The organism is Polynucleobacter sp. Adler-ghost (genome assembly GCF_018688495.1).
Classification (GTDB): Bacteria; Pseudomonadota; Gammaproteobacteria; order Burkholderiales; family Burkholderiaceae; genus Polynucleobacter.
On sequence record NZ_CP061320.1, the window covers coordinates 1,125,161 to 1,150,848 of the forward strand.

Genomic DNA, 25,688 nt, shown 5'->3' on the forward strand with positions numbered 1-25,688 from the left:
TTACAGTGCTGCGCGACGGAAGTCAGACATCAGCTGAGCGATATAGACATTAAAACGTGTAGCCAAAGCACCATCAATCACACGATGATCGGCACTTAATGACAATGGGCAAATTAAGCGTGGCACAAATTGCTTACCATCCCAAACTGGTTTCATGGCAGCTTTACTGACCCCTAAAATTGCTACCTCTGGCGCATTCACAATAGGTGAGAAATAAGTACCGCCAATACCACCTAAGGAAGAAATAGTGAAACTAGCGCCCTGCATTTGCTCGGGCTTCAGTTTTCCATCTCGCGCTAGCGCAGCTAACTCCGAAGTTTCACGAGCAAGCTCAAAGATACCTTTTTTATCTGCATCACGAATCACTGGCACCACTAAACCATTTGGCGTATCTGCGGCAAAGGCAATATTGAAATACTTTTTCAATACCAAGTCGTCTCCATCAATAGAGCTATTGAACTCTGGGAATTTTTTGAGCGCAGCTACAGCAGCCTTCATTAAGAAAGCTAGCATCGTGATTTTGAGACCCTGCTTTTCATTCTCTTTATTGGTCAGCACTCTAAATGCTTCGAGATCAGTAATGTCCGCATCCTCGTGATAAGTCACCGCAGGAATCATGACCCAGTTACGACCTAGGTTCGCAGCAGTTAGCTTCTTAATACGATTTAATGGCTGACGCTCCGTATCACCAAATTTAGAGAAATCCACTTTTGGCCAAGGAATGAGATTTAAGCCACCTAGGCTTCCAGTAGATGCATTAGATCCACCGCCAGCACCACCGCTCATTGCAGCCTTAACAAAAGCCTGAACATCCTCTTGGGTAATTCTGCCTTTAGGGCCAGAACCTTTAACTAGATGAACTGTGACACCGAGTTCACGAGCAAATTTACGGACTGAAGGACTTGCGTGACTGGCTGTTGGATCTACTTCAACTGGTGAATTGCTAACAGGAGGAGGTGCTGGAGCACGCACAATTGGTGGCTCTACTTTAGGGGCTAGTGCCGCAGCAGGTTCGGTTTTAACTGGTGCGGGAGCGGGAGCGGTTTGTGCAGCAGCTGGAGCTGCGACTGCGCCACTCTCTTCAAGCACCAGAACGATGGCACCCTCTGAAATAGAGTCACCCACTTTAACCTTGACCTCTTTCACAAGACCGGAGTGTGAAGATGGAACGTCCATGGTTGCTTTATCTGATTCAAGAACAACAATAGACTGCTCTTTCTCAACACGATCACCGGCTTTTACCAATACTTCGATGACGGGCACATCTTTGTAATCCCCAATATCTGGGACTTTAATATCAATTAGTTGGCTCATAGTATCTGTCTCTGATCAAACCGTCATTGGGTTTGGTTTAGTGGTATCGATGCCGTACTTCTTAATCGCTTCAGCTAGCATTTGGCGATCCAATTGGCCAGCGTCAACCAAAGAGCGCAAGGCTGTGAGAACGACCCAACGACGATCTACTTCAAAGAAATCGCGTAATTTTTCACGAGTATCGGAACGTCCAAAACCATCTGTTCCAAGTACCTCAAAGCGACGGCCTAAATGCTGAATGGCTGGACGAATTTGCTCGGCAAATAAACGCACGTAATCAGTAGCAGCGATGATTGGACCCGCAGTATTTTTGAGGCACTGCTCTACATGAGATAAAGCAGGTGCAGCAGTTGGATTTAGAAGGTTATTACGATGAACCGTATTCCAATTACGACCTAGCTCAGTAAAGCTTGGGCAACCCCACAAATCAGAAGCGACACCCCAATCTGTATGCAAGATTTCAGCAGCCTCAATCACTTCACGGAAAATCGTACCTGAACCTAAGAGCTGTACGCGCAATTTCGCATTAGCATCGCCAACCGACTTGAGCTTATACATGCCCTTAATAATGTCTTGCTCTGCACCCTTTGGCATAGCTGGATGAGCATAATTCTCATTCATCAAAGTGATGTAGTAATAGACATCCTCTTGTTCAGCCAGCATGCGGCGCATACCATCTTGAATTACTACGGCTACCTCAAAAGAGAATGAAGGGTCGTAGCTAATGCAGTTAGGAATTGAGGCGCTCCATACTTGACTGTGACCATCCTCGTGCTGAAGACCTTCACCATTTAAAGTAGTTCTACCGGCAGTACCGCCCAATAAGAATCCTCGGCTACGCATATCACCAGCAGCCCAACATAGGTCACCGATGCGCTGGAAACCGAACATGGAATAGAAGATATAGAAAGGTAACATCGGTACGCCATGGGTTGAGTATGAAGTAGCAGCAGCGATCCAGTCGCACATACCACCCGCTTCATTAATGCCCTCTTGCAAAATCTGGCCAGTCTTATCCTCTTTATAGAACATCAATTGGTCATGGTCTTCTGGGGTGTAAAGCTGACCTAGCTGATTCCAAATACCTAATTGACGGAACATGCCTTCCATACCAAAAGTGCGTGACTCATCTGGAACAATGGGAACAACCCGCTTACCTAACACCTTGTCGCGCACAATCGTATTGAGTATGCGAACAAAAGCCATCGTTGTAGAAATCTCACGGCCATCGGTAGTTGCTTCTAGTAATGGTGCAAATACCTCAAGCGCAGGGACAGGCAAGCTCTCAGCCTTCATCCGACGTTGTGGCAAGTAGCCGCCCAACTCTTGACGGCGAGCTTTCATGTACTCAAGCTCTGGACTTCCTTCAGCAAATTTTACTAAAGGCATTTCATCTAGCTGCTCATCTTTTACAGGAATCTCAAAACGATCGCGGAAGCGACGCACGTCATCCGCATTCATCTTCTTCGCTTGGTGCGCAATATTCATCGCCTCACCAGAGCCACCCATACCGTAACCTTTAATCGTGTGGGCCAAAATAACGGTTGGCTGATCCTTGTGATTTACGGCTGAATGAAAAGCTGCAAATACTTTATGGGGATCGTGGCCACCGCGATTGAGTTGCCAAATCTCGTCATCACTCCAGTCGCTGACCAATGCCTTTAATTCAGGAGTATTGAAAACGATTTCGCGCACGTAGGCACCACTCTTGGCTTTCATTGTCTGGTATTCACCATCGACGATCTGACCAAGACGCTGCATCAAGATGCCTTTTTTGTCGCGAGCGAACAAGGCATCCCAATGACCTCCCCAAACTACCTTAATTACATTCCAACCAGCGCCACGGAACTCCCCTTCGAGCTCTTGAATAATTTTGCCGTTGCCGCGCACTGGACCATCAAGACGTTGCAAGTTGCAGTTCACTACGAAAATCAGGTTGTCTAATTTCTCACGGCCTGCCATACCAATAGCGCCGAGTGATTCTGGTTCATCAGTTTCACCATCGCCGAGGAAGGCCCAAACTTTTCTACCTTCCGCTTGAATAAATCCACGATCCTGCATATAGCGCATAAAGCGCGCTTGATAAATAGCCATAATGGGGCCAAGACCCATCGATACTGTTGGGAATTGCCAGAAATCGGGCATCAACCAAGGATGTGGATAACTAGAAATACCTTTGCCGCCTACTTCTTGACGGAAGTTATTCAGCTGTTCATCTGACAAACGACCAAGCATGTAGGCTCTGGCATACACGCCTGGGGCGGAATGTCCTTGAACAAATATGAGATCGCCACCATGCTCCGGAGATGGGGCATGCCAGAAATGGTTAAAGCCAACGTCATATAGCGTTGCCGCTGACTGGAAAGAAGAAATATGGCCGCCAACGTTGGTATCTTTATTAGCGCGTAACACCATAGCCATCGCATTCCAACGCGTGTAGGAACGGATGCGGTGTTCGACATTTTGATCGCCTGGTAGACGTGCCTGTTGCTCTACAGGGATTGTGTTGATGTAGGGGGTTTCTGCATGAAAGGCTTGATTTACTCCATTGACTCGAGCATGAGAAATTTGCTGATCAATTAAATAGGCAGCACGCTCTGGACCCTCATTCCGAATAACACCATCAAGAGCCTGCAACCACTCTTGGGTTTCACCTGGATCCGCATCTTGTTTTCCTGCGCTACCCAAAATTTGTTCTGGAACCGCTGCCATAAACTGCCTCCATTAATTACATCGATCTTATTGATTCACTCTATAGGCAATATTCTAGGAAGGTCTATGGGTGTAAACAAGCAATTTTCCACATAATGATAATATTTCTCACTATATGATATTTTGTTGCATCGCACTCAAGTGAGAAAAAAGGTAGCTTGGCTAAGAATGCCTATCTGTAGGGCAAAATAAGCCAATTACATGAAAAAAATAGCATTTTCAATCTGGCAACTAAAGCCTGTGCAATGGCTCCGTCGAATACGGGGATTTAAGCTTGTCTACACGCCATTAATAGCCATTGTGCTGTTTACGGTTGTTATGGGAGTCATTATGGGCACCCTACAACTACAAGAAAAGAGCCAGCAAGAAGCTGCACTATTTAGAGAGCTCTCTTTTGCAAAGCAACGCATCCAATTACGTTTTGCAAACAATACGGATGTGTTGCAATCTATTGGACGGGATTATGTCAGCGCTGGAGATTCCGCAAAGTTAAAAGAGAACGTGATTATTCAAGCAGAAAATCTTTTGCAAAGTAATCATGAAATAGCGCAAATTGCCTGGATCAATGAATCTGATCAGCGCCTGTGGAAAATTCCTTCGGATAACTTAAAAACGGACTGGTTCAATAAAGCAAATAATGCGATACCAATAAACCAAGCTCTGAAAAAAACGCTCGAACTCAGCACTGCAACAAATAGACCTGCATTTAGTCAGTTCATTACTATTGAAGTTCCAAGTGACGAAGTAGTGTCAAAAGAAATCCGCAACGTGTTTTGGCAAGCTGTTCCACAGATGTCTGGCAGTGAAATTAAAGGCATGGTGGCTGTGCTCTATACAACACAGGGTCTACTTGAAATGATCCCTGGCGAGCTCAAGAGCCAGTATCGATTTACTTTAATTACAGATGAGGAAAAGATACTAGCAATCTCATCTGATAAAAATACACCAAAACGTGCATTTAGCAATCAAACTAGTTTGGATATTGGGGTTCTCAGTCCAAACCTGAGTCTGCGCATTGACACCTACCCGCCAGCCACGAATTTAACTTTTAGGATGTTAATAGGCGTAGTGTTGGGTTTGAGTGCATTTGTGATTTGGAGTTTATGGTCCGTTCTTAAACAAATGCAAGTTAGGCAAGAGGCCGAAGCTAATCTTCGGGCAGAAACCAATTTCCGTAGTGCGATGGAAAATTCCACTCCAGTGGGAATCCGTGCGCACGACATGAATCGAGTGATTACTTATGTGAATCCGGCATTTTGCGAGATGACTGGGTGGTCTGCAGAAGAGCTCATCGGACTGAGCCCCCCTTTTGCCTTCTGGCCCGAAGGGCAGAAAAATGAGCTGACTGACAAAATGAATAAGGCGCTCAAAATTGCGCTGAGCGATGAAAGGAAAATTGGGATTGAGGGCTCCATTCTCCACAGAGATGGATCAGTCATTCAGACGCGTACATTTATTGCCCCTCTAGTAAATGAAAAGGGTCAGCAAACTGGCTGGGTAACTTCATTAATTGATATCTCAGAACCTAAAAAAATTCGAGAAGAATTAGCGGCATCACAAGAGCGATTTGTTGCCGTTCTGGAAGGGCTTGATGCAGCCGTATCAGTGGTGTCGAATGAGAATGGTGAACTATTATTCGCAAATCGCTTCTATCGTGAGCGCTTTGGTAATACCGCCAAGGGTCATTTTGAATTAGCGGGTAGCGATATCAATGAAAATATCATGCAAAGTCTGCCTAATAACTCTAGTGATAAGACAGCTGAAGTCATTACACCGCCACCACCCTACCACGAAACTGAATCAGAAGAAATTCAATTACTAGATGAGGCATCGGGCATATCAAAATGGTATGAAGTTCGCAGACGTAATGTCCCATGGGTGGATGGTCACTTGGCACAATTATTAATTGCCACAGATATTACGCTTCGCGTCGAAGCGGATGACTTGGCTAGACAACAAGAAGAGCGGATGCAATTTACTAGCCGCTTAACAACGATGGGTGAAATGGCCTCTTCTTTAGCCCATGAATTAAATCAACCGCTTGCAGCAATTTCGAACTATTGCATGGGTGTAGTAAAGCGCTTACAGGGTCATCTTGACCCTGCCTTACAAAAAGACATTCTTCCGGCGCTAGAAAAGGCATCCGATCAGGCTCATCGCGCTGGCACGATCATTCAGCGTATTAAAGGCTTTGTAAAACGGAGTGAACCGCAAAGAAAGTCTTGCGATATCGCTGAAATTATTCATGATGCTGTTGGGTTGGTGGAAATTGAAGCCCATCGCCATCGCTTGAGCATTAGCACTGAAATTGCTGAAAAACTCCCTGCGGTCGACTTGGATCCAGTCTTAATTCTGCAGGTCTTGGTTAATCTCCTGAAAAACTCTTTGGATAGCCTGAGGGAGGTTTACCCCCTTTCCTCGCGCTGGTCGGCTCCTCCTGTGCAGATTTCAGCAGATTTAGACACCAGCACCTTCCCCGCCATGTTGCGCATTCAGGTGAAGGATGCGGGTGGCGGAATTGCAAAATCAGTGATTGAACGCATGTTTGAGCCCTTTTTCAGCACCAAAAGTGATGGTATGGGCATGGGTCTGAACATTTGCAGATCTGTGATTGAATCCCATCAGGGTCGTCTTTGGGCAACAAATCTGATGGATGCCGAACATACAAAGTTGTCTGGCTGCACCTTTACAATACTATTACCCCTAGAGTCTCCGGGCTCTCAGGATAGTATTTAATTGACGTATTTTTTTAGGTTTATCTGCGAGAGCTAATATGAATATCAGTGCTGCCACCAAACCCAATCAAGCTGAAGTAGTTTATGTTGTAGATGACGACGAGGCAGTTCGCGACTCCCTTACTTGGCTGCTTGAAAGTAATGGCTATGTAGTTCGCTGCCATGCAAGTGCTGAACGTTTCTTGCAGTCACTCCAAAGCACCGATAAATCAACCATCTCTTGCGCCATCCTAGATGTCCGCATGTCTGGTATGTCTGGCCTTGAATTACAAGAGCGCCTCATTAGTGAAAACCTACCCATGCCAGTTGCTTTCATTACTGGTCACGGAGATGTATCGATGGCAGTTTCCACCATGAAGCGTGGAGCGGTGGACTTTATCGAAAAACCATTTAAAGAAAATGATCTCTGTGGCTTAGTAGATCGAATGCTTGGAAAAGCTCGGATTGATTACTCCCAAGCCAGTCAGCGTAAGGTAACCCAGAGCCTCTTGAGCAAACTCACTGGGCGTGAGCGCCAAGTGCTTGAACGTATCGTAGCCGGTCGATTGAATAAACAAATCGCAGATGATCTAAGTATCTCAATCAAAACTGTCGAGGCTCATCGCGCGAACATCATGGAAAAGCTCAACGTCAATACTGTTGCTGATCTTCTGCGTCTTGCTCTCTCTGATCCACAACCCAATTAATTTTTATGCCTGCACAGTTACTTGATGGCGTTGCGCTATCCAAAAAATTACGTACTGAAATTGCTGCACGTGGTGCAATCGTTACCGCTAAAGGTGTTAGACCAGGTTTAGCAGTGATTGTTGTTGGCGAAAATCCCGCCAGCCAGGTTTATGTCAGAAACAAAGTAAAAGCATGTGAAGATGTTGGCTTCCATTCTGTGCTTGAGCGCTACTCCGTCGAGCTAGGCGAAGAAGAATTGTTAGCTCGTATTGCTACTCTTAATGCTGATCCAGCAATTCACGGAATCTTGGTTCAACTACCGCTTCCTGAACATATTGCAGCCGAGCGCGTTCTTGAAGCCATTGCACCAGCAAAAGATGTGGATGGGTTTCACGTAGCTAATGCTGGCGCCTTAATGGTGGGCCAACCAGAATTCAAGCCATGCACCCCTTATGGCTGCATGAAAATACTGGAGAGTATTGAATATCCCATCCGTGGTGCACGTGCGGTGATCGTGGGTGCTTCCAATATAGTTGGCAAACCAATGGCGATGCTCTTGTTGCAAGCAGGTGCAACAGTCACAATTTGCAATAGCAAGACTCGTGACTTGGCGCATCATACTAAGGATGCTGATATTTTGGTGGTTGCTACCGGCAAGCCAAAAATGATTACCGGCGATATGGTCAAAAATGGCGCTGTAGTCATTGATGTGGGCATTAATCGCATGCCCGATGGAAAACTCTGTGGCGACGTCGATTTTGATGCCGTTCAATATGTTGCCGGCTGGATCACTCCTGTACCAGGTGGAGTAGGCCCCATGACCATCACTATGCTCCTAATGAACACTCTAGAGGCAGCGGAAAAAGCAGCAAAACTGACCTAATAGACCTCTTCACACGAGGCCGTTTTAGCACCTGATTAGCAAAAGTTGCTGTCGTCCATTAAGCTATAGGGATGACTAAACCAACGACATCAAAGCCCTCTCCCGAGCTCCAACAAAATCCACTCATTGCATTCGGAAGAGGCATTTGCGCCTATTCTGAGGTTAAGCCATCCGACATTGCCCCAGCAATCGACTTCCTTCTGCAGCGGGCGCAATCTGCGGTAGATCATGCAGTGAACCTGGCCACTCCAGCAAACTGGAATGATTTGGTAGAGCCTCTCGAGGATGCCACTGAATCGTTAAGTAGATCTTGGGGGGTGATTTCTCATCTCAATAGTGTTGCCGATACTCCTGAACTTAGAGCAGCGTATGGGGAGATGATGCCTAAAGTTACGGCCTTCTTTTCAAGCTTGGGACAAAATCTCGCGCTTTATGAAAAGTTTAAGGCCCTGAGTCAAGGTAGTGACTTTTCAAAACTCAATTCGGCCCAGAAGAAAGTGATTGAAAACTCATTAAGAGACTTCCGTCTTGGTGGCGCAGAGCTGAGTGATGCTGATAAACCCCGCTTTGCGAAGATACAAGATGAGCAAGCCTTGTTAGGAAAGGCTTTCTCCGATCATGTGTTAGATGCCACCGATGGATTTATTCATCTCATTACAGATCAGGTTGATTTAGCTGGCTTACCTGAGGATGCCATTGCCGCTGCAGCCGATCTTGCTCAGCAGAAGAATCTTCAAGGCTGGGCATTTTCACTACACTTCCCTTCTTATTACCCAGTAATGCAGTATTCCGAGAACCGATCCCTGCGTCGCCTAATGTATGAGGCCTACGTAACTCGAGCTTCTGAGCTAGGCCCTCAATACTCTAAAGGCAAACTCGATTGGGATAATACGCAAAACATGCTTGAGCAGTTAAAGCTACGTGATGAAGAAGCACGTATGCTGGGTTTTAAAAACTTTGCTGCCCTGAGCTTAGCCCCAAAAATGGCAAGTAGTGCTGAGGAAGTCGATACCTTCTTAACGAATTTTGCTCAAAAGGCAAAACCTTTTGCACTAAAGGATTGGCAAGAACTTTCTTTATTTGCCAAGACTGAGCTATCCATTCATGATGGATTAGAACCTTGGGATATTGCCTATGCTTCTGAGAGATTGAAGCAAGAGCGCTATTCCTTCTCTGAGAATGAGTTGAAACAATACTTTCCTTTGCCCAAAGTGTTGGAGGGCTTATTTGGCGTAATTCAAACTTTGTTTGGTGTGAAGATTCAAAAGGCTGATCTGCCAACTTGGCACGCAGATGTGCAGTCCTTCTCCGTCAAAAATGCGGCTGATAATATGGTGGCCTATTTTTACCTTGATCCCTATGCAAGGTCAGGTAAACGTGGTGGAGCTTGGATGGATGATGCACGTGGTCGACGTGAATTACCCAATGGAGAAATCCAGATACCAGTAGCATATCTAGTCTGTAACTTTGCTCCACCTGTAAAAGTAAATGGCGTATTACGCCAACCGACAATCACTCATGATGATGTGATCACACTCTTTCATGAGAGTGGTCATGGCCTGCATCACCTTTTAACGCAAGTCAGTGCATTAGGCGTATCGGGTATCAATGGTGTTGAGTGGGATGCAGTAGAGCTACCAAGCCAGTTTATGGAAAACTTCTGCTGGGAATGGGAGGTCTTGGAAAAAATGACAGCGCATGCTGAAACTGGAAAGCCACTGCCTCGCGAATTATTTGAAAAAATACTGGCTGCCAAGAATTTTCAAAATGGCTATATGACATTGCGCCAAGTTGTGATGTCGCTAACTGATTGGCGCCTACATGCTAGTTTTGATCCAAAAAACTCTCAAGGTCACGCCGTGCTAGATCTGTCTAGAAATATTGCAGATCAATTTAATGTCATACCGCAACCACCCATCTCTCGATGGATAAATACCTTTAGCCATATTTTTGCTGGTGGCTATGCTGCTGGTTATTACAGCTATAAATGGGCTGAAGTTCTTTCTGCTGATGTCTACTCTGCTTTTGAAGAAGCGGCAAAACTAACTGGTAGCGTCCTTGATGAAAAAACAGGTATACGCTATCGCCAAGAGATTCTGGAGGTGGGTGGTAGCCGCCCTGCTGCCGAATCATTTAAGGCATTCAGGGGTCGCGAGCCTAGTATCGATGCCCTACTTCGTCACGGCGGCCTCGTGACTCAATGAAGGCGATGATCTAAGCTTTAATTTCTGCGATGACTGGGGCATGATCCGAAGGCTGCTCCCAGGTGCGCGGCTCTTTATCGATGATGCTGGAGTTGCACTTTTCTTTCAGGGCATCGCTCAGAAGAATATGGTCGATTCGCATACCGGCGTTTCTTCTAAAGCCCATCATGCGGTAATCCCACCAGCTAAAAGATTTAGGCGCTTGCTCAAACATTCGGAAAGAGTCTGTTAAGCCCAATTCCACAAGCTGCTGGAAGGCTTTACGTTCTTCTGGGGAAACTAGGTTTTGGCCGATCCATTTTGAGGGATCATGTACGTCGATATCACTTGGTGCGATATTGAAATCACCCAAAAGGGCTAAGCGGCTATTTTGAGTTAATTCTTCTCTTAACCAATTTTCGAGCGCTTTGAGCCAGCCTAGTTTATAAACAAACTTGTCACTATCGGGCGATTGTCCATTAGGAAAGTATGCTGATACTAGCCGAATCGGCTGCATTCCCTTGAAGCATACTGTAGCCGCTAAGATGCGTTGTTGCTCATCTGCATTTGCTGGAATATTTCTCACTGGCTTTAGAAAAGTAGTGTCATGATCAGTAGCAATAGGCGCCAATGCTGCCTTTCGAGCAATAATAGCCACGCCGTTATAGGTTTTTTGCCCAGCAGCAATACTGATATATCCTGCCTCTTCGAGCTCTTGATGCGGATACTTATCATCAGTTAGCTTGAGCTCCTGAAGACAGAGCGCATCAATAGGTGTTTTTGCCCGCTCATGATCTTGCAACCATTTGAGCACTTGGGGCAAGCGTACCTTGAGGGAATTCACATTCCAGGCAGCTATTCTGATTGAATCAGTCATTGATTCCCAACTCCTGCAACTTCCGAGTAATTGTATTGCGACCGATACCCAGTCTTTGAGCTGCTTCTACACGTCTGCCACGCGTAACTTCTAGTGCGGCTTGCAATACTGCCTTTTCAAATTTAGAGCACAACACGTCATATACTTCCGAATCTCCATCCTGCAACATTTTGACCGCAAGGCGACCTAAACCGCCCTCCCAATCGACAGAACCAGCCTTAACAGCAAGCTGCACATTAGGACTAGACTCGCCCTGCAATAGAGCTGGCTGTTCAACAGCTTCTGCCAAAATATCAGCAGGTAAATCACTCACTCCAATGACATTAGATGGCGTCATGACTGTTAACCAGTGGCAGAGATTTTCTAATTGACGCACATTGCCAGGGAATGGCATGACACTCATTTCTTTTAAAACCTCATCCGAAAGATTTTTAGCTTCAACTCCCAAGGACTTTGCACAAGACAACATAAAATGGCGTGCCAAAACCGGGATATCCTCTGCGCGCTCACGCAATGCAGGCATGCGCAAGCGAATGACATTTAAGCGGTGCAATAAATCTTCCCGAAAAGCGCCTGCAGCAACTCGGGCTTCTAAGTTCTGATGGGTTGATGCAATGATGCGTACATTTGCCTTAATCGGATCTTGACCACCAACACGGTAAAAATGACCATCCGTTAGCGCGCGCAATAAACGTGTTTGTAGGTCGAATGGAATTTCACCAATCTCATCTAAGAATAAGGTGCCACCATCAGCCTGCTCAAAACGGCCACGACGTAAAGTCAAAGCTCCAGGGAAAGCGCCGCGCTCGTGACCAAATAACTCTGACTCTAATAAATCCTTGGGTACTGCTGCAGTACTAAAGGCAACAAATGGACCTTTAGCGCGTGGACTATGCTTGTGCAATGCTTGTGCTACCAACTCTTTGCCGGTACCTGACTCGCCTGTAATTAATACTGTTGAATGCGACTGAGCTAGACGCCCGATCGCTCTGAAAACCTCCTGCACTGCCGGAGCTTGACCAATAATTTCAGTGGAGTCTTGTCTCCAACCATTCATCTCTTTATTACCAGATTGATTGCGCTCGCTCTGCTCCATAGCACGACGAATCAACTCAACTGCTTTATCAATATCAAATGGCTTAGTCAGATATTCGAATGCGCCACCTTGAAATGATGAGACCGCAGAGTCTAAATCAGAATAGGCGGTCATGATAATGACTGGAAGTAGCGGATGGGTTTCTTTTACATTCTGCAACAGATCCAAACCATTGCCGCGTGGCATACGAATATCTGAAATCAATACCTGTGGCGCATCTTTTTCCAATGCATCAAGTACATCATTAGGATTAGAAAAACTCTTATGAGGAATATTCTCGCGAGTAAGCGCTTTTTCTAGGACCCAACGAATAGATTGATCATCATCCACGATCCAAACGGGTTTCATATAACTTTCTCCTGCCTACGGTAAGGAATTTGAATTTGGAAATCAGTCCGTCCAGGACGGCTGTTGCAAGCGATAAAACCTTGATGCTGCTGCACAAAAGTTTGAGCTAAGGTGAGGCCAAGGCCACTGCCCCCATCCCTGCCAGATACCAATGGAAAGAAAATACGCTCGCGAATTTCATCCGGAATACCAGGTCCGTTATCAATTACGTGCAAATCCATTGCCATTTTGTATCGTTGTTTAGAAATAGTCACCGAGCGAGCTACTCTGGTCTTTAATTCAATTTGAGCCGTACCTTGAGCAATTTCTTCAGTCAGCGCTTGGGCTGCATTGTGAGCAATATTTAAGACGGCCTGAATCAACTGCTCACGATCACCCAAAACCTCAGGAAGACTAGTGTCATAGTTACGAATGATTCTGAGTCCTTTAGGAAACTCAGCCAATACAAGACTGCGCACTCGCTCTAAGGCCTCATGAACATTGAATGACTCCATAGCATGCGCCTTACGATGCGGCGCGAGCAGTCGATCAACCAAGTTTTGTAGACGATCAGATTCTTTAATAATGACTTGGGTATATTCACGCAAGCCCTTTTCTGGTAGCTCGAACTCGAGCAATTGAGCGGCACCACGAATGCCACCCAAAGGGTTTTTGATTTCATGCGCTAAGTTACGCATTAACTGTTTATTTGCTTCAACTTGCTGTGTTACGCGCTCATCACGCTCACTACGTAACTGTTGATCTATTGGGAACCACTCCATCATGATAAGGCTTGGATCTTCAAGGCTAGCTACCACCACATGCGCAGGAATAGATTCTTGATGGATGCTACCGGGCAATGAATGCAGCATCATTTCTTGTCGTTTCGCAGAAAAGTGTCCCGCCTTAACCTCTTCAATCATGTGATTAAGAGACTCATTGGAACCAAACAAGTCGTGCACAGACTGACCCTCAAGTGATTTACGAGAGAGGTCCAGCGCAGACTCTGCTGCAGGATTCACATAAACCAATTGTTGGTTATCAGCCTCAAACACCACAATGGCATTAGGCAACTGATCAAGCAATGTCGGAAAAAAAGGAGCAGCCGAAGCTGCCCCTTTGAACGAATTGCGCAACAGACCTGCGCTCAACATTTTTCCTTCGCTTACAGGGAGTAGTACATATCGAATTCGATCGGATGAGTTGTCATACGGAAACGTGTGACATCTTCCATCTTCAAAGCGATATATGCGTCGATCATAGAGTCTGTAAAGACACCGCCACGAGTCAAGAACTCACGGTCTTTGTTCAAAGCTTCTAATGCCTCTTCCAAGCTTGCACAAACGGTTGGGATCTTTGCATCTTCTTCTGGCGGCAAGTCATACAAGTTCTTGTCAGCAGCTTCACCTGGATGAATCTTATTCTGAACACCATCTAAACCAGCCATCATCAATGCTGAGAAGCAGAGGTATGGGTTAGCCAATGGATCAGGGAAGCGAGTTTCGATACGACGACCCTTAGGGCTTGAAACGTGTGGAATACGAATCGAAGCAGAACGGTTGCGCGCAGAGTAAGCCAACTTTACTGGAGCCTCAAATCCTGGAACTAAACGCTTGTATGAGTTTGTACCTGGGTTAGTGATCGCATTCAATGCCTTAGCGTGCTTAATAATGCCGCCGATGTAGAACAAGGCAAACTCTGACAAACCTGCGTAGCCGTTACCAGCAAACAAGTTCTCGCCGTTCTTCCAAATGGATTGGTGAACGTGCATACCAGAACCATTGTCACCAACGATAGGCTTAGGCATAAATGTTGCTGTCTTGCCGTATGCATGAGCCACGTTTTGAACAACGTATTTCTGCCAAATAGTCCAGTCAGCACGTTGAACTAATGTGCTGAACTTAGTGCCCAATTCATTTTGACCTTGACCAGCAACTTCATGGTGATGCACTTCAACTGGAATACCTAAGGATTCGAGGATTAAACACATTTCAGAACGCATGTCATGGAATGTATCTACTGGAGCAACTGGGAAGTAACCGCCCTTTTTGCCTGGACGATGTCCAGTGTTGCCGCCTTCGATTTCAGCAGCTGAAGACCATGGTGCCTCTTCAGAATCTACCTTAACGAAACAACCTTGCATATCAGCACCCCAACGGACGCCATCAAAAATAAAGAATTCTGGCTCTGGACCAAAGTACGCTGTATCTCCCAAACCAGTGCTCTTCAAATAGGACTCAGCACGCTTAGCAATCGAACGTGGGTCACGGTCGTAACCTTTACCATCTGAAGGCTCGATCACATCACATGTGATCACCAATGTTGGCTCTTCATAGAATGGGTCGATATAGCAAGCAGTCGGATCTGGCATCAACAACATATCAGATGCCTCAATACCTTTCCAACCAGCAATAGATGAGCCGTCAAACGCGTGACCGCTCTCAAACTTGTCTTCGTCAAAATGGGAAATAGGTACCGTTGTGTGCTGCTCTTTACCCTTTGTATCTACAAAGCGGAAATCAACGAAAGTACATTCCTTCTCTTTAACCAACTTCATCACATCAGCGACGGTCTTCGTCATGCAAATCTCCTCTATTAACTGAATTCGGAATACAAACCTAAGGTGTACACCCTTGTTTATTCCAGGCATCAAATATGCCCTTGGGATGTATCTAATTTACTGAAGCAAACAAACGGGAATAGTCATTATTGCACTAATTAAGTGCTGAAAAACCCCTTAAAACCCTAAAAATCACTATATTTGCACCAAAGTAGTGCTTAATCAGATTTCGAAATATCATGAACGTCATAACCCAAAGCCTCAGTGCCAGTTCGCAAAGCGATCCAGGCGTTATCTAGAAGCTTGGCATTACCCTTAATGCCTAATTCAATATGCCGCTCGGCATAAACACCCCCTCTGGAAGTATCTCCAACCGATGGGAGACTAAAGACCTTTACCCCCGGAAAAGAGGCCTCAATACGCTCCATTAAGGGCGTTAGGACAGACTCTATGCCCTTGGGAACGATGAAACTTTGTTCTGCCCAGTTCTCGCGATGAAATAAATTCTGATAATACGTATCCAAGCACCACGCCATCATAGGCGCAGCCATGACAGGAAAGCCAGGCACAAAATAGTGCTCATGGATAGAAAAACCAGGGATCTGGTTATAGGGATTCGGAATGATATCGCTCCCAATGGGGAACTCCCCCATCTTGAAGCGATGCTGGTTTTCTGGAGTGCTCAGATCGGCCTTTAATGGGTCGCCCTCTGCCATGGTCTGAATACGTCCGGCAATAAGCTCTTGTGCAGTCGCGTGGAGTTGCGTTTGCGTACCCAAGGCTAAAGCAGCGCATTGTCTCGTGTGGTCATCAGGCGTGGCTCCAATACCACCAGTACTAAAAACTACATCACCACTAGTGAAGCTGTCTTTCAAGGTAGCAGTAATTTGCTTGGGATCATCTGCAACATATTTAGCCCAAGATAGGCTGAGGCCGCGCTCATTTAAAAGCTCAATCAATTTACTGAGATGTTTGTCTTGACGACGGCCGGACAAAATTTCATCGCCAATCACAATTAAACCGAAACGACGCGAATTGAATTCGGAGTCCTCGAGAATCGGCTTATTCAATACCTCAGCCATGGTTTGGTAACTCCGTATCAATAACACGCGCTTCTATATTGAGGGATTGAGTCAACTCATTACTGCGCAATTCTTTTAGAGCCTCAAGCAAATAATGTGTAAACCAAAGCGCAGCAAAGACAAATATTAAAGAATAGATCCAGAGCGCAACAAAGCTAACAATAGGAAATAAGACAAGAGCTAAAACAGAGGTTGCCCAGAAAAAGGTAGGTACTGCTCCCAACATCCCAGAAATAACTCCCATGGCCAATAGTGGCCAACGGTGTTGATGCAACAGGATATCGCGCTCCTCTGCAGTAGCATGCAAAGCCAATACATCGTAAGACATCAAACGCATGGTTAACCAGCCCCAAAGTAATGGGGGTAAGACGGCAACCAATGGTGGTATCCACCATACTGGCAAAGTGAGCATCACTAAAACTAGGCAGATCAAAGCTGACCAAAGGGTATAGATAAAGCTGCCAAATAAGCTGCCGCCCTTTTTCTTCGCAATGTCTTTATAAGCATATTGCCGCGTGACCACCTTAACGATAGTTGGCACAGTTGTTAAGGCGATGAATACCAATAAACTGATTGAGATTAGAGGAATCAGTAACATTACAAAGAAGAGTGGCGCGATCCATGCACGAGCACTCTCGAAGCCGGCCCAGATCAAACCATCCGCAATCCAGCTAGTAAATATGGATGCCGTCAGAAAAGTACTCAGCATCTCTAATGCTGGCGTCCAAGTTAGCCAAATTAAGGCGCCCCATAAGACGGAGACGATCATAAATGGCCGCAAGCTCAGCCATAGCATTTTCGGATGCATTGCACCAACTAAAGCCAAGCCAAAAGATTTAAAAACTTGCTGCATGCTATCCATAGATTTCCATTGCTACCATGTGAACTTCTAGCTTCTATTTTGCTTTGGGAAAGATTTCTCGAAGGGAATGTATTAGACCCTGCCACTGATGCTGCAATACATTAGGCGACAACACTAGGTCTCTAACGCCAGTGGGATGAACCTCTTTTGAAAAGATTGCGGTATTGAACATCATGTCCCACCAAGGAAACAAGACTCCAAAGTTACAACCACCTAAAACGCCTGGCTTACCTTTGGCCTCATGACCATACCCTACCGCATGATGCATTCGGTGATACATCGGGGAAATTAACAAATACTTAAACGGTCCAAGATGAATCTTTAAATTAGCATGTTGCCAGCTTTGAATTAACTGGCTCAACACCACTAATAGAATAAATTGACTAGGTGACACCCCAAACAATAGGGCAAAGAAAGAAAAGACTAATGCATGCATGATGTCATCGACGATATGGTTGCGATCATCAGACCAAGCAGTCATCACCGTTTGACTATGATGCAAGGCATGCAATTGCCACCACCAATTAAAAACATGGGAGGCGCGGTGATATACGTACTCCACAAAATCAAGCAATATGAAGTAGATACAAAAACTCACCAACGGTATCGATGTCACTGACGGCCACCAAGACTCCACATTCAATCTATCAAAACGAAAGTCATGTAAGACAGAATCAATCTGAAAGAAAAATCCTGATAAGGCGATGAAAATCAGACCGTGAAAAATACCTAGACGATGAAATAGGGTATAAAAAATATCTGCCTTGGAGCTCTTTGTAAATCGTTCTTGCATCTCTGCGGGAGAAAATCTCTCCCAGGCTCTGAGAATCACAGCAATCAGGAAAATCTGAATACACCCAAATAAAAACCAGTCGATACCATCAAATACATCCTCGGCCATCGCCATCAGATCGAAGTGATACAAAATTGGTCCAGCCACATAGGTAAACAAGAATTCTTGAACGCTAGCGTAGGCTGAAGCGATGGCAGCTATCAAAGGGTTTGAGTCCATATACTCAATTGTGTCTCATTTATCACGTTTTGGCAGGGTTGCAAAACAAAACCCCCGAGCCTTTAAGTTCAGTATGAGTTGCTCTAAAACTGCCGGAGCCCAGGGATCCTTGCGTGACCAAATACCCAAATGAGCCATAGTAATATCGCCATCCTGCAGCTGGCTACTAGCCTTATCCAAAAGCGTTTTGTTGGGATGCGTCTGCGAACTCAGTTCATCACCCAAAAATCCCGCAGGACTCCAGCCAAAATGTTGATAAGCGCATTGATCGCCCATCCTGACCGAACGGGGCGATGTCTTACCGCCAGGGGCACGCCAGATTTTTTCAATGCTGGCGCCTGTTAACTCTTTAAAGCGCTCATCCACTCGTCGGATTTCTCGACAATAAGTTGCTTCGTTGTAAAGAGTGCTCACTCCCGCCTTGGGACCAAATTGTGGCTTTGCAAAGATCTCTCCACTTGGACCATCCTTTACAAAGTACACATGGTCATAGGTGTGGCTACCAAAGTGATGGCCTTCACGAACCCGATCTTGCCAATACGATTTCCAAGAGTCATCCAAAGAAAAATCGCCGCGGCTAGTTTTTTCATTCGCCAGAAAAAAAGTAGCTTTCACATTTTGACGATTCAAAATATCGGCGATAGTTTGTGCTACAGACATATTGCCGGTATCAAAAGTTAGGTAAACCGTTTTTTTACAATTCGCCTCTTGTGTAAAGCCAAGCGAAGAGCATGAAGCCAGAATAATGAATACTGTCAGTCGAGCGAGAGTGGCATTGAAATACATCTAATCGGGCTATTCCCAGCTAGCATGCGGTGTGAAGAAAACGCCATGGGGTGATCTACCAACAGGGATTACCGAGACTAACTTCATCGTAGGTATATCAATTACCCCCACCTTTTTAGAGAAGCGGAGAGTGACCCACAGGGTTTTTCCGTCAGGCGTAATTTCCATATCATCTGGACCGGCCGGCAGCCCGGTAATATCGCCCACCTTTTCCAAGGTCTGCATATTAATCATGCTGATAGTTGACGCAATACGGTTACTGACGAACACATGCTTTTTATCACCCAAGGGGCGGAAGTTGTGAGCGCCCTTGCCAGTAACGATTCGTTTGACCTCTTTACGGGTTTTCCAATCAATGACTTGAACATAGTCTTCACCAGTAATACCAATCAATAGGTATTGATCACCAGGCGTCATCCAAACTCCTGCTGGCACTTTACCAGTGGTGATTTTCCAAATGACAGTCTGGGTATCCAAATCAATTGCCGCCAGTTCATTTGAGTCTTGTAAGGTAATGAATGCAATCTTGCTATCTGCTGTAAATGCGACATGACTTGGCGTCTTACCAAGCTTAATTGTTTTAGCCAATTTGAGATCTGCGCCCTGCGCATGGTAAACATCCACCCTATCCAAGCGATTACCGTTTGCAACAAACCACTTATGATTGGGCGAATAACCAATTTGGTACGGATCAATAATGTTCGGTATCTTGCCAGTTAACTCACCAGTAGTGGGATTCATCAGCACCACATCATTGCCTGCAGCATTCGCAATCAGCAAAGTCTTTTGATCTTGGGTCATCATCAAGTGATGAGGCTCTTTTCCAACCGGTACTGTCTTGATCACTTTGCGACTTGGCATATCGATCAGACTGACAGTAGCCTCACCAGAGTTCAAGACAACTGCTAACTTGGGCTCGGATGAGTTCGAGCCTTGAGCATAAGCAGCGTTCAAGAGCCCAGTCAGGGCATAGATAGCCAAGATTGAAATACTGCCAAATTTGGCTTTACGAATGTAAGTGTGCATGTCTCACATTGTAAGCAAATGATTCATCTGACGCAGGTCTTTAACCAGAATCACTTGACCTATCGCAAGCTAGCTAGGACCTTTTCTAGGCGCTTTAAGGACATTGGGCTTGGGGTCTTTAATTCTTGGGCATATAAAGCCACCCTCAATTCCTCGAGTTGCCAGCGAAAATCTGCTAAAGCCTGATCCTCGTTAATGTCATATGCTACAGAGCCATGGCTGGCCTGAACGAGTTTTTGCCATGGCCTAGCAACCGACTCCCAGTCTTTTTGGCACTGTGAATCCCGGCCAGGGTTAGCGCGCAATTTATCAATACGCATGGCAATGGCTTTGAGATAACGAGGGAAATGCACTAACTGAGCGTAAGGCGTATCTGAAACAAATTTAGCAAAGATCAAACCCTGGATTTGGTTCTGAATATCCACATGGGCAGTTGCTGAGGCAGCCTTTGCCTGGGATAACTTCTTTTGTAGATCTGCATAAGCCTGCAATGCCGCCAGGGCATGTTTTGAAATCTCCTGCGCAATCAGAGCCAAACGGGGCTTACCTGCCTGCAAACGCTCTGCAAACTGCTCGGCATTCACGGGCAATGGATCATTCATAAATGCCCGCTCCAAGGCGAGATTCAGAATTTGCTCAATTAAGCCATCAACAGACCCAATATTAATAAAGAGCAATCCAAGCTCCCGAATTCCAGGGAGCTGTTTCTGTAGTGCCTTGAGCGTATCTTTATTCGATAAGGCAAATAGTCTACGTAATCCTTGCCAATGATGTTTGCGAGCTTCTAGCAAATCATCAAACACTTCAAGATCGCACGCCTCGGTTCGATCCACTAAAGCGGGGTAGCCAAATAAAGTGCGATTGCCTTTCTGAATTTCTAGAGTCTCGGGCAGTTCACCAAAGTCCCAGCTTCGATAACCGCCCTGCTCTACCGTTTTTACTGTAGATGCATTGACGCTTTGATTGGTTTTGCCAATAGGAGCCAAGTTATTTATCGGGACACTACTCCCGAGCTCATCATGGACTGCTTGCTGCGCTATGGCTTGGAAGGCTGTTCGGGCAGTCTCTCCATATTCAGCGCGTAATCGAGATAAATTACGCTCTAACTCCAGCTGACGACCGTGCTCATCCACTAGGCGGAAATTCATTGAAGCATGCAAAGGTAAGGATTCGGGCCTGAAATCAGTACGCTTAATTTCTAAGCCACGTTCTTTACGAATATCAGTAATGAGGCTATCTAAAAAGTCACCTACCCCAAACTGTTTGCCTGATAGCATCCGCTCTAAAAACGATTTTGCATACTCGGGCAGTGGGACGCAGTAGCGACGTAGTTTCTGAGGAAGTGATTTAAGTAATAAACCAATTTTTTCTTCACACATGCCTGGAACCAGCCAATCACATCGACGACCATCAACCTGATTCAATAGAGTCAAAGGCACCACCAGCGTTACTCCATCTTTGGGACTGCCAGGTTCGAAGTGATAAGTCAAACTCAATTCGCTGCCACCGACCATCATCTTTTTAGGATAACGATCTACCGTAATTCCAGCTGCCTCGTGGCGCATTAAGTCTGCTTTGGCTAGGCGCAAAAGACTATCGGGCACTTCCTCAATAACGCCTTTACCCGCTGATGTCTTTAACAACCAGGCTTTCATACTCTCCCTACTCAAAACATCCTGAGGAATACGCGAATCATAAAAAGCAAAAAGGAGGTCATCATCTACCAACACATCGGGACGTCGTGAACGATGCTCTAAAGCTTCAATCTCTTTAATCAGTCTGCGGTTATGCCAAAAGAATTCAAAAATCCCGGGATATTTTTTTCTAGCATCGGCCTCGGTCTCCCGCATCAATGCAGGGCTATCCATACGGCCAAACATCTCTTCTTGAACTAAGGCCTGGGTAATGAATAAATTACGAGCATCTTTTGGATTGTGAGGTTCATAACGGACGCGACGACCGTGATAAATCGGGAGTCCATACAAAGTGCCACGCTCAAAGACCATCACCTCTCCTTGACGGTGATCCCAAAAAGGCTCGCTCAAAGATTTAATCAGGCGATGGGCTGCAACCTTCTCAACCCACCCTGGCTCGATTTTGGCAATCGTGCGCGCATACATGCGATTGGTTTCTTGTAGTTCACCAGCCAAAATCCAGGCACCGGCCTTTTTGCCAATCGTTGAGCCTGGCCAAATAAAGGGACGGATACCGCGTGCGCCCATATAGCTACCAGTCTTGCTGCCACGCTCCTGAGATTTTTCATCTTCCTCTTTTTTAGCTACATAACCCAAGAGGCCAGTTAAGAGCGAGAGGTGAACTTGTTCATAAGTAGCGGCGGATGGATTTTCTTTCCAGCCCTTTTCAGCCAACATCGTATGCAGTTGACCATGAACATCGCGCCATTCACGCAGACGTCTTGGTGATAAAAACTTACTACGGCATAGATTCTCTAATTGTCGATTGCTGTGCTTGTGCTTCAGGGCATCTTGATGCCAATCCCAAAGCTTGACGAAGCTGAGAAACTCGGAACGCTCATCCGCAAACAGGAGATGCGCTTGGTCAGCGGCTGCAGCCTGATCCATTGGTCGATCACGTGGATCCTGGGTAGCTAAAGCGGAGGCAATGATGGTGACCTCACGCAATGCGTTGTGCTCCTTGGCCGCTAACAGCATACGACCAATCCGAGGATCTAATGGCAGATCTGCTAACTGTTTGCCAATAGGAGTGAGCTTGAATCTGCTGTTGCTATCCGTATCACTACTGAGGGTGACATCGTCATAGACGATAGCGCCCAACTCATCTAGAAGCTGGACACCGTCGGCAATCGCGCGACCCAAAGGTTTATCAATAAATGGAAACTCTTGAATACGGGGCAATCTTAGAGAGCTCATGCGAAGCAATACCGCCGCTAATGAGCTACGCAGAATTTCTGGATCAGTAAATTTGGGGCGACTTAAATAATCTTGCTCGCTGTAGAGACGAATACAAATACCATCTGATACGCGACCGCAACGACCCGCCCTCTGATTGGCAGCTGCCTGCGAAATTGGCTCGATCTGAAGTTGCTCTACCTTGTTGCGATAGGAATAGCGTTTGACGCGAGCCAAGCCGCTATCAACCACATAACGAATATTGGGAACTGTTAATGAGGTCTCGGCAACGTTAGTCGTCAAAATAATACGGCGGCCATTGCCGGGGTTAAATACGCGCTCTTGCTCAGCAACCGATTGTCTAGCAAAAAGACTCAAAATCTCCGGATGAAAGCGTTGCTGCAGAACATGATCTTTTCTAAGAGCTTCAGCACAATCCCGAATTTCCCGCTCGCCGGGCAGGAAGACGAGCACATCGCCTGCACCTGATACACCTTCGCGCCATACCTTTGCAATTGATTCTGTTACAGCGTCAGATAGCTCTTTGGCCTCTTTAGACTCTTTTTTTCCATCAGGCTTAACATCAAGCTCCAGTGGCTCATAACGTTGCTCAACCGGGAAAAGTCGCCCGCTTACCTCAATTACCGGAGCAGACTTGCCATTTAAGGCGAAATGATCCGAAAAACGCTTTGCATCAATGGTGGCTGAGGTAATGATCAACTTCAGGTCTGGACGCTTGGGTAGGAGCTGTCGCAGGTAGCCTAATAGAAAATCAATATTGAGGCTGCGTTCATGAGCTTCATCAATAATGAGAGTGTCGTAGGTGCGCAGCTGAGGATCTCGCTGCGTTTCTGCCAGCAAGATGCCATCGGTCATCAACTTGATTGAAGCACCCTGGCTGGTCTTGTCAGCAAAGCGCACTTGATAGCCGACGTCTTGACCAATTGGAGTGCCCAACTCCTGAGCGATACGCTTTGCAGTAGCTGTAGCAGCAATCCGGCGCGGTTGCGTGTGCCCAATGAGACGACCGCCATTTATAGTGCCCCTGCCGAGATCTAAACAGATTTTGGGTAATTGGGTTGTTTTGCCTGATCCAGTCTCTCCACAAACAATCACAACCTGATGTGAGCTCAAGGCATCCTTGATGGTTTGACGTTGGCTTGATACCGGCAACTCCTCCGGAAAGCGAATCTCCAGCCTTCGAAGGGTGTTGGAAGCAGGCACAGTCTCAGGGCTCGCTTTGGGTTTTTGTTGGTTTATGGGCTCTTGCACCCTATAATTTTCTCACTATGCCAACAAATGCACCGAATCCCGGCTCAAATGCCGAAGAATCCAGCTCTAACTTTCCTTTTGTAGGATGGCTGCGTGATGTTGCGCCCTATATCCATAGCTTCCGTGAGAAGACATTTGTCATTGCCTTTGCTGGTGAGCTGGCCCAAGAAATTGGCCTAGAAAATCTGATTGAAGATATCGCCATGCTGCACGCCATGGGCATGCGTATTGTTTTGGTTCACGGCATCCGCCCTCAAATTGAAGAGCAGTTAATGCTTCGTAATATTAAGAGTCAATTTGGCCAAAGCGCAATGCATAGTTACCGGATTACCGATGCAGCCGCCCTAGAATGCGTTAAAGAAGCTGCCGGTGAATTGCGCCTAGATATCGAGGCAGCATTTAGTCGGGGATTGCCGAATACTCCGATGGCAGGCTCAAGAATCTCTGTTATCTCAGGTAACTTTATTACAGCAATGCCGGTAGGCGTAGTGGAGGGAATTGACTATATTCATACTGGCTTGGTGCGTAAGGTGGACTCTACGTCCATTAAGCTCTCTCTGGATAGCAACAAGATCGTACTGCTCTCACCATTAGGATTCTCGCCAACTGGGCAAGCATTTAATCTCGCTTTTGAGGATGTAGCAGCATCTACTGCTGCAGCACTCAAAGCAGATAAATTGATTTTCTTAAGTCCTTATGCAGGCTTGAAAGATGAGGAAGATGACTTCATCACCGAACTCTCAATGCCTCAGCTTCAAGAATACGTAGCTCAGCATCCAGAACTCGATCTAGGCATGAAGAGTTTGTTAAATATTTCTGGCAGAGCAATTCGTGCTGGCGTGAGTCGGGTGCACTTCTTACCTTGCAATCAAGATGGTGCGCTGCTAGAAGAGCTCTTTACCCATGATGGTATTGGCATGATGCTAGCCTCATCTGATATCGAGAATTTGCGTGAAGCCAATCAAGATGACGTTGGTGGCATTCTGCAGCTCACCAGCCCACTTGAAGAAGAGGGTATTCTGGCTGCCCGAGGTCAAGATGTCATCGAACGTGATATTCAGCGCTTCTCTGTGATTGAGCATGACCGCGTTCTCTTTGGATGTGCAGCCCTCTTCCCATTCCCCAATGGCGTAGGTGAACTCGCTTGCCTCGCAGTCGATCCCGATGTCCAAGGCTCAGGCGATGGAGAACGTTTGCTCAAGCGCGTTGAAATGAGAGCTAAACGGGAAGGCATTAAGAAACTGTTCGTCTTGACGACTAGAACAGAACATTGGTTTTTGAAGCGCGGCTTTAAACGCGCCTCAGTAGATGATCTCCCGGAAGAAAGAAAGCAAATTTACAACTGGGATCGCAAATCTATGGTTTTGACCAAAGATCTCTAACAAGCTCTTTATTTCATATTTTCTCTTTAGTACATCGTATTTG

17 protein-coding genes are annotated in these 25,688 nt (G+C 46.1%); 5 read left to right on the forward strand and 12 right to left on the reverse strand.

What is annotated here, in order from left to right:
• A complete protein-coding gene (gene aceF, locus ICV89_RS05900) occupies positions 1 to 1,314 on the reverse strand; it encodes a dihydrolipoyllysine-residue acetyltransferase (RefSeq protein WP_215307332.1) in 1,314 nt (437 codons plus the stop codon).
• A gap of 15 nt (positions 1,315 to 1,329) precedes the next feature.
• Complete coding sequence (gene aceE, locus ICV89_RS05905; protein ID WP_215307334.1) at positions 1,330 to 4,026, reverse strand: pyruvate dehydrogenase (acetyl-transferring), homodimeric type; 2,697 nt, start codon at positions 4,024 to 4,026, stop codon at positions 1,330 to 1,332.
• A 201-nt stretch (positions 4,027 to 4,227) separates the two neighbouring features.
• Between aceE and ICV89_RS05910 the strand changes: the two genes are divergently transcribed.
• The 4 genes from ICV89_RS05910 (at position 4,228) to ICV89_RS05925 (ending at position 10,514) form a co-directional block, all read left to right on the forward strand.
• Positions 4,228 to 6,762, forward strand: a complete 2,535-nt coding sequence (locus ICV89_RS05910) for a PAS domain S-box protein (RefSeq protein ID WP_215307336.1) — start codon at positions 4,228 to 4,230, stop codon at positions 6,760 to 6,762.
• Between the two features lie 37 nt (positions 6,763 to 6,799).
• Positions 6,800 to 7,447 carry a response regulator transcription factor gene (locus ICV89_RS05915; protein ID WP_215304203.1) on the forward strand — a complete coding sequence of 216 codons (648 nt, stop codon included), beginning with the start codon at positions 6,800 to 6,802 and terminating at the stop codon, positions 7,445 to 7,447.
• A gap of 5 nt (positions 7,448 to 7,452) precedes the next feature.
• Complete coding sequence (folD, locus tag ICV89_RS05920; RefSeq protein ID WP_215307338.1) at positions 7,453 to 8,310, forward strand: bifunctional methylenetetrahydrofolate dehydrogenase/methenyltetrahydrofolate cyclohydrolase FolD; 858 nt, start codon at positions 7,453 to 7,455, stop codon at positions 8,308 to 8,310.
• 71 nt (positions 8,311 to 8,381) lie between these two features.
• A complete protein-coding gene (locus tag ICV89_RS05925) occupies positions 8,382 to 10,514 on the forward strand; it encodes a M3 family metallopeptidase (RefSeq protein WP_215307340.1) in 2,133 nt (710 codons plus the stop codon).
• Between the two features lie 10 nt (positions 10,515 to 10,524).
• Here the strand turns inward: ICV89_RS05925 and xth are convergent, their stop codons facing one another.
• The 10 genes from xth to hrpA form a co-directional block, all read right to left on the reverse strand.
• Entirely contained in the window at positions 10,525 to 11,370 is an 846-nt protein-coding gene (xth, locus tag ICV89_RS05930; RefSeq protein ID WP_215307342.1) for an exodeoxyribonuclease III, read from the reverse strand.
• Positions 11,363 to 12,814, reverse strand: coding sequence for a nitrogen regulation protein NR(I) (ntrC, locus tag ICV89_RS05935; protein ID WP_215307344.1), 1,452 nt, complete (start codon positions 12,812 to 12,814; stop codon positions 11,363 to 11,365). The genes xth and ntrC overlap by 8 nt, the downstream gene beginning before the upstream one ends.
• Positions 12,811 to 13,947, reverse strand: a complete 1,137-nt coding sequence (gene glnL / locus ICV89_RS05940; RefSeq protein ID WP_215307346.1) for a nitrogen regulation protein NR(II) — start codon at positions 13,945 to 13,947, stop codon at positions 12,811 to 12,813. Before glnL ends, ntrC begins: the two co-directional genes overlap by 4 nt.
• 11 nt (positions 13,948 to 13,958) lie before the next feature.
• Complete coding sequence (gene glnA / locus ICV89_RS05945) at positions 13,959 to 15,374, reverse strand: type I glutamate--ammonia ligase (RefSeq protein ID WP_215307348.1); 1,416 nt, start codon at positions 15,372 to 15,374, stop codon at positions 13,959 to 13,961.
• A 197-nt stretch (positions 15,375 to 15,571) separates the two neighbouring features.
• A complete protein-coding gene (locus ICV89_RS05950) occupies positions 15,572 to 16,435 on the reverse strand; it encodes a molybdopterin-binding protein (RefSeq protein ID WP_215307350.1) in 864 nt (287 codons plus the stop codon).
• The gene (locus ICV89_RS05955) at positions 16,428 to 17,288 is read right to left on the reverse strand and encodes an EI24 domain-containing protein (RefSeq protein ID WP_251370790.1); all 861 of its coding nucleotides are present in this window, start codon (positions 17,286 to 17,288) and stop codon (positions 16,428 to 16,430) included. Before ICV89_RS05955 ends, ICV89_RS05950 begins: the two co-directional genes overlap by 8 nt.
• Positions 17,289 to 17,331: 43 nt before the next feature.
• Entirely contained in the window at positions 17,332 to 18,309 is a 978-nt protein-coding gene (locus ICV89_RS05960) for a sterol desaturase family protein (protein WP_215307354.1), read from the reverse strand.
• Between the two features lie 15 nt (positions 18,310 to 18,324).
• The gene (locus ICV89_RS05965; protein ID WP_215307356.1) at positions 18,325 to 19,095 is read right to left on the reverse strand and encodes a polysaccharide deacetylase family protein; all 771 of its coding nucleotides are present in this window, start codon (positions 19,093 to 19,095) and stop codon (positions 18,325 to 18,327) included.
• 9 nt (positions 19,096 to 19,104) lie between these two features.
• A complete protein-coding gene (locus tag ICV89_RS05970; protein WP_215307358.1) occupies positions 19,105 to 20,121 on the reverse strand; it encodes a cytochrome D1 domain-containing protein in 1,017 nt (338 codons plus the stop codon).
• Positions 20,122 to 20,180: 59 nt separating this feature from the next.
• Complete coding sequence (gene hrpA, locus ICV89_RS05975; RefSeq protein ID WP_215307360.1) at positions 20,181 to 24,215, reverse strand: ATP-dependent RNA helicase HrpA; 4,035 nt, start codon at positions 24,213 to 24,215, stop codon at positions 20,181 to 20,183.
• A 65-nt stretch (positions 24,216 to 24,280) separates the two neighbouring features.
• On the opposite strand from hrpA, the gene argA reads away from it, so the two are divergent.
• A complete protein-coding gene (argA, locus tag ICV89_RS05980) occupies positions 24,281 to 25,645 on the forward strand; it encodes an amino-acid N-acetyltransferase (protein ID WP_215307362.1) in 1,365 nt (454 codons plus the stop codon).
• Positions 25,646 to 25,688 lie beyond the last annotated feature (43 nt).